Annotated in this window: 8 protein-coding genes; 6 read left to right on the top strand and 2 right to left on the bottom strand. The window is 39.8% G+C overall.

Annotated features, from left to right (window positions below; genetic code table 11):
* The 3 genes from UC75_RS17075 to phoU all read left to right on the top strand — a co-directional run.
* Positions 1-657 (top strand): DMT family transporter (locus UC75_RS17075; RefSeq protein ID WP_228137468.1); only part of this gene is annotated, 657 nt, incomplete at its 5' end.
* A gap of 96 nt (positions 658-753) precedes the next feature.
* Positions 754-2,085: a TolC family outer membrane protein gene (locus UC75_RS17070; RefSeq protein ID WP_128825341.1), complete on the top strand. Its 1,332-nt coding sequence runs from the start codon at positions 754-756 to the stop codon at positions 2,083-2,085.
* 105 nt (positions 2,086-2,190) lie between these two features.
* Positions 2,191-2,913, top strand: coding sequence for a phosphate signaling complex protein PhoU (gene phoU, locus UC75_RS17065; protein WP_013199117.1), 723 nt, complete (start codon positions 2,191-2,193; stop codon positions 2,911-2,913).
* 311 nt (positions 2,914-3,224) lie between these two features.
* Here the strand turns inward: phoU and UC75_RS17060 are convergent, their stop codons facing one another.
* Positions 3,225-3,494, bottom strand: a complete 270-nt coding sequence (locus UC75_RS17060) for an oxidative damage protection protein (RefSeq protein ID WP_004795121.1) — start codon at positions 3,492-3,494, stop codon at positions 3,225-3,227.
* A gap of 9 nt (positions 3,495-3,503) precedes the next feature.
* Positions 3,504-4,937, bottom strand: a complete 1,434-nt coding sequence (gene argH / locus UC75_RS17055; protein ID WP_049838271.1) for an argininosuccinate lyase — start codon at positions 4,935-4,937, stop codon at positions 3,504-3,506.
* Here argH and UC75_RS17050 point away from each other — a divergent pair.
* The 3 genes from UC75_RS17050 to hemC form a co-directional block, all read left to right on the top strand.
* Positions 4,928-6,067, top strand: coding sequence for a sensor histidine kinase (locus UC75_RS17050; RefSeq protein WP_049838270.1), 1,140 nt, complete (start codon positions 4,928-4,930; stop codon positions 6,065-6,067). The two genes, argH and UC75_RS17050, sit on opposite strands and share 10 nt — an antisense overlap.
* Before the next feature lie 60 nt (positions 6,068-6,127).
* Positions 6,128-6,868: a LytR/AlgR family response regulator transcription factor gene (locus tag UC75_RS17045; RefSeq protein WP_049838269.1), complete on the top strand. Its 741-nt coding sequence runs from the start codon at positions 6,128-6,130 to the stop codon at positions 6,866-6,868.
* 101 nt (positions 6,869-6,969) lie between these two features.
* Positions 6,970-7,370: hydroxymethylbilane synthase (hemC, locus tag UC75_RS22255; RefSeq protein ID WP_228137467.1), on the top strand; the 401-nt coding region annotated here is incomplete at its 3' end.

Here is a 7,370-nt window from a genome sequence, read left to right as displayed (position 1 = left end):
ATTTATCCTTTGGCTTTTTATTCTTCAATGCATTATGCAGGCATTACGATTGGCACTGTGGTTTCAATTGGTTCTGCTCCACTGATCGCAGCAATTTTAGAGCGTTTTTTTGATCGCAAAGCTTTGTCTGCTATCTGGTTTCTAAGTTTTATTTGCGGTGTGCTTGGCGTAACAATGTTGTCGATGGGTGAAAGTCATGCGGTTCTAGACGGTACAAATCAATGGAATAAATACTTCGGTATTTTTCTTGGGCTTGTCGCAGCTACAACTTATTCACTTTATTCATGGGCTGCAAAAAGATTAATAGATCGAGGTGTTGCCTCTAAAGCTGCAATGGGCATGATTATGGGTGGTGGGGCAGTTATTTTGCTTCCTACTTTGTTGGTTACAGGTGGTGGGTTATTACAAAGCTCAACCAATTTACTTGTGGCTGGTTATATGATGCTAATTCCTATGTTTTTGGGTTATCTACTTTTCGGTTTTGGACTAAAAACAGTAAATGCCAGCAAAGCGACGACCTTAACTTTATTTGAACCTTTAGTTGCTGCGATTTTTGCCATTGTGTTGGTGGGTGAGCATGTTTCATGGTTGGGTTGGATAGGCATGCTTTTGATTTTTATTTGTATTTTAATATTGTCAAAAACTGAAAACGCTTAAAAAAACTAAAACTTTTAATGGCTTGAGTTTGATTCGAATTTTTCTTAGTCTTAAAGGCAAGTTTTATCGTTGATTTGAACAATGAAAATAAAATTAATGGTCGCTGTTGGCCTTTGGAGTTTTGCATCTTCGAGTTTTGCTCTAGATTTGGTTGAGACTTATGAGCGTGCAAAACAAAATGATCCGACATGGCAAGCCAATCAACAACAATTTGAAGCAGATCAACTTAATTTAGGCTTGGCAACGGGAGCGTTATTACCCACCGTTACACTGTCTGGAAACATTACGCGTAATCGACAAACGGTAAAGCGTTCAAACTTTCCGGGTGTTGATCAAGCAGGTCTTTCTGATGCTTTGGTAAGTAATACCTCAACGACTCGCCAAGCGACCTTAACAGCACGTCAGCCATTATTTCGAATGGATGCTTGGGAAGGTTATAAGCAAGTTAAAACTTCGGTTGCCTTAAGTGAAATTACCTTAAGACTGCAAAAACAAGATCATGTTTTAAATGTAGCAGAAGCCTATTTTAATGTGTTGCGTCAGCAGGCATTGAGTGTTGCATACCTACAAGAAGAAAAAGCTTTGCTTGAGCAGCTGAATATGATGAATGCCAAACTCAAAGAAGGTTTGGTGGCGCGTAGTGATGTGAGTGAAGCAAATGCTCAATACCAAAATGCCAGAGCCAATCGCATTTCAACCAATGTTCAATTACTTTTAGCCCAAGAACAGTTGTCTGAATATATTGGTTCTTATCAAGATAAGCTTGCTGTATTACGAAGTGACTTTAGTTTTCAAAAGCCTTATCCAGCAGAGCTTAATGATTGGATTTCTTTGGCCCAGCAAAAAAATCTAAAGATCCAGCAAGCCCGTTTACAGCAACAATATAGTGAAGATCAGCGCCGTGTGGAAAAAGCCGCGCTTTATCCTCAAATAGATGCTGTGGCGAGCTATGGTTATACCAAACAGACCCCAGAGACTCTTATTTCGACTGACGGAAAATTTGATCAGGTGGGGGTAGAAATGAACTGGAATTTATTTAATGGCGGGCGCACTCGAACATCAATTAAAAAAGCGACTGTAGAAGCCAGTAAAGCTCAGGCTCAACTTGATGCGGCCATCCGCCGTGCCAATGTCGATGTAAAAAGTGCCTTTATGCAGGTCGATACAGACCAAGCTAAACTCGAAGCAAGAAAAGCTGCAATGGATTCATCTTCCTTAGTTTCGCAAGCCTCGAAAGCGAGCTATAACGAAGGCTTAAAAAGTATGGTTGATGTTTTATTGGCCCAGCGTAATGCTTTTTCTGCAAAACAGGATTATCTTAATGCTCAATATGACTATTTATTGAATGTGCTTCGTTTAAAAGCTGCGGTAGGCCAACTCGGTGAAAAAGATCTGGTTGAGCTTAATAGCTGGTTAACTTATCAGTAATAAAATGCTTTTATCTGAAATTTAATTTTGTCATAAAAACTTAATGATTGCTGTGTTTTAATGCTCAATCATTTTATTCCTGCGCCATCATGTTGGAGGCTTCCCTTGAGTCCAAGTAATCCGGTGTTAACCCATCATATTTCTTCTCAATTTAATGAAGATTTGCAAGATGTAAACACAAAGTTTATGACCATGGGTGGCTTGGTCGAACAACAGGTCGCAAATGCAATTCATTCTTTGCTTGATACAGACGCAAATTTAGCGATTGATGTTCAATTTAAAGATAATGCAGTCAATCAATATGAACGTGATATTGATGAAGGCTTGACGCTAATTTTGGCGCGTCGTCATCCAGCAGCGATTGACTTGCGTATGGTTATTGCCATGAGTAAAGCCAATACTGACCTTGAGCGTATTGGGGATGAAGCTGCAAAAATTGCCCGTATTGCACAGAACCTTTGTGAAGAGGGTGGTTCACCGCGTGGCTACATGGAAACACGTCATATTGGTAACCAAGTTCGTGTCATGATTCATGATGCACTTGATGCTTTTGCACGTTTAGATGCAGATCAAGCTTTACGTGTACTTTTAGCCGATGCTGACATCGACCGTGAATATCAGTCAGCAACGCGCACATTAATGACCTATATGATTGAAGATCCACGCCATATTGCTCGTGTAATTAACGTCATGTGGGTTCTACGTTCTTTGGAGCGTATCGGTGACCATGCACGTAACATTGCTGAGCAAGTTATTTATATGGCAAAAGGCTTTGATGCTCGTCATACTAAAATTGAAGAAATTGAAGCTAAAGTCCACGAAAAGTAATTTTGAGCTAAAATATTGAAAGGCCTTGTTTGAAACAAGGCCTTTTTTTATTTGTTTAAAAATAATAGATAAAAAAATGTCCCGAACTTTGGGGGGAAGTTCAGGACAGAAAATTAAGTGCATAAACACGACAGGGATCGTGTTCTTCTTGCTATGAATTGATATTAAGTTCTTTGCTTTTTGATGTCATGTAGAGTCCTGTTCGCTCTATGTAAGGCTTTTTATGCTTGTGTAAGTTTCACGTAAAAAAAGGCGGGTCTATGTGTATAGGGCCCGCCTTTTTTAATAATGAAGAAGCTAAAACAAACCGATTATTCTGGTTTCCAGCCTTCAGCTTTTTCTACGCTTTCATCATTGTTAAAGAACTTCTCACGTTGTTCTTCAAGGAACTTCTTCGCATCTGGTTCAAACACGTTTAAGCGTTTTTCATTAATCAGCGTAGTTTGGTGTTTTAACCATTCTTGCCATGCTTGCTTAGAAACATTTTCAAAAAAATCTTGGCCTTTAGCACCAGGAAAAGGAGCGAAGTCTAGGCCTTCCATTTCCTTTTGATATTTGCGGCAAAAAACTTGTCGACTCATGGTTTATCCTTAAGCGTATAACTGTTCTAAACGTGTATGGGCACGAGCAATCGCAGCTTCAACCTGTTTTGGTGAAGTTCCGCCAATATGATCACGTGCATTTACAGAAGCTTCTAGTGTTAAGGCTTTATCAAATACATCTGCTGTAATTAAGTCAGAGAATTGTTGTAATTGCTCAAGTGTTAACTCAGATAAATCTTTTTCTTCAGCAACACCTAATGCAACAGCTTTACCTACAATTTCATGAGCATCACGGAACGCAACGCCTTTTTTCACTAGGTAGTCAGCAAGATCGGTTGCTGTTGAGAAGCCACGAAGTGCAGCTTCACGCATGATTTCAATATTTGGAACCAATGCAGGAATCATATCTGCGAAAGCCATGAGTGAACCACGAACCGTATCGATTGCATCAAATAAAGGTTCTTTGTCTTCTTGGTTGTCTTTGTTGTACGCCAATGGTTGACCTTTCATGAGCGTAAGCAAGCTAATTAAGTCACCAAATACACGGCCAGATTTACCACGGATTAGCTCTGGAACATCTGGATTTTTCTTCTGCGGCATAATTGAAGAACCAGTACAGAAGCGGTCAGGAATGTTCACAAATTTGAACTGTGCAGAAGTCCAAAGAATCAGTTCTTCAGACATACGTGATAAATGCATCATGATAAGTGCAGCAGCTGCATTAAATTCGATGGCAAAGTCACGGTCAGATACAGCATCAAGAGAGTTTTCAGATACAGCTTCAAACCCTAAAAGCTCTGCTGTATATGCGCGGTCAATTGGATAAGTTGTACCCGCAAGAGCAGCTGAACCAAGTGGCATGCGGTTAACGCGCTTACGACAATCTTGAAGACGTTCAGAGTCACGAATCAACATTTCAAACCATGCTAACAAGTGATGACCAAAAGTCACAGGCTGAGCAGTTTGTAGGTGTGTAAAGCCCGGCATAATGGTATTTACATTTTTGGCAGCCAAGCCTAACAAGCCTTTTTGTAAACGTTCTAATAATTTTAAAATATCATCAATTTCGTCGCGCAGGTAAAGACGAATATCAGTTGCAACCTGATCGTTACGGCTACGGCCTGTGTGTAATTTTTTACCTGTAATGCCAATACGTTGAGTCAAACGTGATTCAATGTTCATGTGAACATCTTCAAGATCGATGCGCCACTCAAAGTTTCCAGCCTCAATTTCTGAGCGAATGGTGCTTAAACCTTCAATAATGTCATCGCGTTCTGCTTCTGTGAGTACGCCAACTTTCGCAAGCATGGTAGCATGCGCAATCGAACCAGCGATGTCTTGTTTATAAAAACGTTGGTCAAACTGAACAGAGGCGGTAAATTCGGCTACAAAAGCGTCCGTCGCTTCAGAAAAACGACCACCCCACATACCTGAGGTTTGGTCTGGGGTTACTGAATTAGGGGGATTTGAAGATGTGGTCATGGTGGCTCAGTAAAATAAAAAAGAGTATATCACTTGCCGAAGCTCAACAAACAAAGTTGTTTCCTACAGCATACCGAAATCAAAATTTCTCCTATTTTTTTACGAAAAACGGGCGTTGGCAACACTTATTCGAATTAATTATCGCAAGTAATGTTTTGGCTCTGGTCTTAGCATTGGCTGAAGCACAGTCTTGGCAAGCCTTGAGCGGGGGAAGGCTTTTTCAATACATCGTTTTTATTAACTGGGTAATATTGTCCTTTTTTGCATTGGTTGAACGCTTTCAAGCTTTTTTTGGCAGCTTACGTCAAGAGTTTGCCTTGGCTATTGGCTTTATCATGTTGCAAGGTATTGTTGTTTTAACCACTTTAATGAGTAATTTTTTTCAGTTTGGTCTTTTAAATAAACATGTGTCATTAACGCAGGGCTGGAGCATTTATTTTACCAATGTGCCTTTATATCTAAGCTATGGAATATTACTCGGGGCTTTCTGCCTACGTTATTTATATGTCAGAGAACAATGGTTACATCAGCAATATGCAGAATTAAATGCCCGTATTCAGGCCATGCAAGCGCGAATTCATCCACATTTTTTATTTAATAGTCTAAATAATGTAGTCAGTTTAATTGCGATAGATCCAGATAAAGCAGAAAGCATGCTCATTAGCCTGTCACGTTTATTTCGTGCCAGCTTCCAAGAATTGAAATTGGTGAGTCTGCATGAAGAAATCGAGCTAAGTAAACAATATTTAATGATTGAACAGGTCCGTTTGGGAGAGCGCTTAAAAGTAGATTGGAAAATCGAGCTTTCACCTGTGCAACTCAAACAGATCACCATTCCTTTATTGACATTACAACCTTTGTTAGAGAATAGTATTTTTCATGGGGTAGAACCAATGATGGGTAAGGCAACCATAGGGGTATTGGTTGAAATATTGCAAAATCAGGTCAGTATAGTCATTACCAACCCATATACAGACGATACAATAAATTCAAGGAAAGGGCATGGAATCGCGCTTGAAAATGTTAAGCAGCGCCTGAAAGCATATTATGGGAGTTCCGTAAGATTTCAGGTTTATAAAGGTGAAACCTTATATACCACCATTATGAGCTATCAATATCAAACAAAATAATAAGTTAGTCAGAGTTAACCATAAAAAAATGGATCAAGTTAACGGTGACAAGGAGGATGAATGAAGGTGCTGATTTGTGATGACGAACCACTTGCAGTGGAGCGATTATCACGTTTAGTTTCAAAGATGGGACATGAAGTTGTATCAACGGCTCATCATGGACAAGAAGCCTTGGAACAGGCGCGGCTTCATCAACCGGATGTAATTTTACTTGATATTCAAATGCCAGGTATGAATGGTCTCGTCTGTGCGGAACAGATAAGTCAGCTCAATCCTCGACCTGCGATTGTATTTTGTACGGCCTATGACCAACATGCGTTAGAAGCATTTAAGTCTCAAGCTCAAGCTTATCTTCTTAAACCCATTGATCCTCAAGAACTTGAACAAGTTTTTAGTCAATTGACTCAGCTTACTCAAGCACAGCTCAATGCTTTACCACAACATGATTTTTTACATGATCTAAAAACACAACGACATCAAATTGCTGCAAAAACCTATCGTGGGGTTGAGCTAATTCCAGTTGAAAATATCTATTATTTTCTAGCCGATCAAAAATATGTCACGGTGCGTCATCAAAATGGCAGTGTATTAATTGATGAAACTTTAAAAGAGCTTGAAACCGAATTTGCAGATCAATTTATTCGTATTCACCGAAATGCCTTAGTTGCAGTTGCATATTTAGATGGACTGGAGCTCGTTAGCTCTGGGCAATATCAGGTTCGTTTACGTGGCTTAGATGAGCGGCTTTCGGTGAGTCGTCGACATTTATCTATGCTTAGAGAGCGGATTCATCAGCTCTAAAGTTAAAAAGAGTTATCTTGGGCGTGCGAGATTTTACTTGCAATTTTAAGGGATCAAGTTAAGTTTAGGGTGTATTGTTTGACCAGCCCATACTTGAATTTATGAAAACCTTGAAAATTGCTACACGACAAAGCCCACTTGCTCTCTGGCAGGCAGAATATATTCGTGCCCGATTAGAGGAGCTTCACCCAGATTTAACGGTGGAGTTGGTTAAATTTGTCACGCAAGGCGATAAAATCTTAGATACGCCTTTAGCAAAAATTGGTGGGAAAGGGCTGTTTGTTAAAGAGTTAGAAGCAGCACTTTTAGATGGGCGTGCAGATTTAGCTGTACATTCAATGAAAGATGTCCCGATGGCTTTGCCAGAAGGTCTAAGCTTGGCAGTAATTTGTGAACGTGAAGATCCATTAGATGCGTTCGTTTCAAATCAATTTGAAAAATTTGCCGACTTACCTCAAGGTGCAAAAGTGGGCACCTCAAGTTTACGCCGTAAATCTCAAAT

Source organism: Acinetobacter sp. V2, from assembly GCF_001188385.1.
Taxonomy (GTDB): domain Bacteria; phylum Pseudomonadota; class Gammaproteobacteria; order Pseudomonadales; family Moraxellaceae; genus Acinetobacter; species Acinetobacter oleivorans.
The sequence above is the reverse complement of the archived record's forward strand: the minus strand, read 5'-3'. Positions and strand labels throughout refer to the sequence as shown.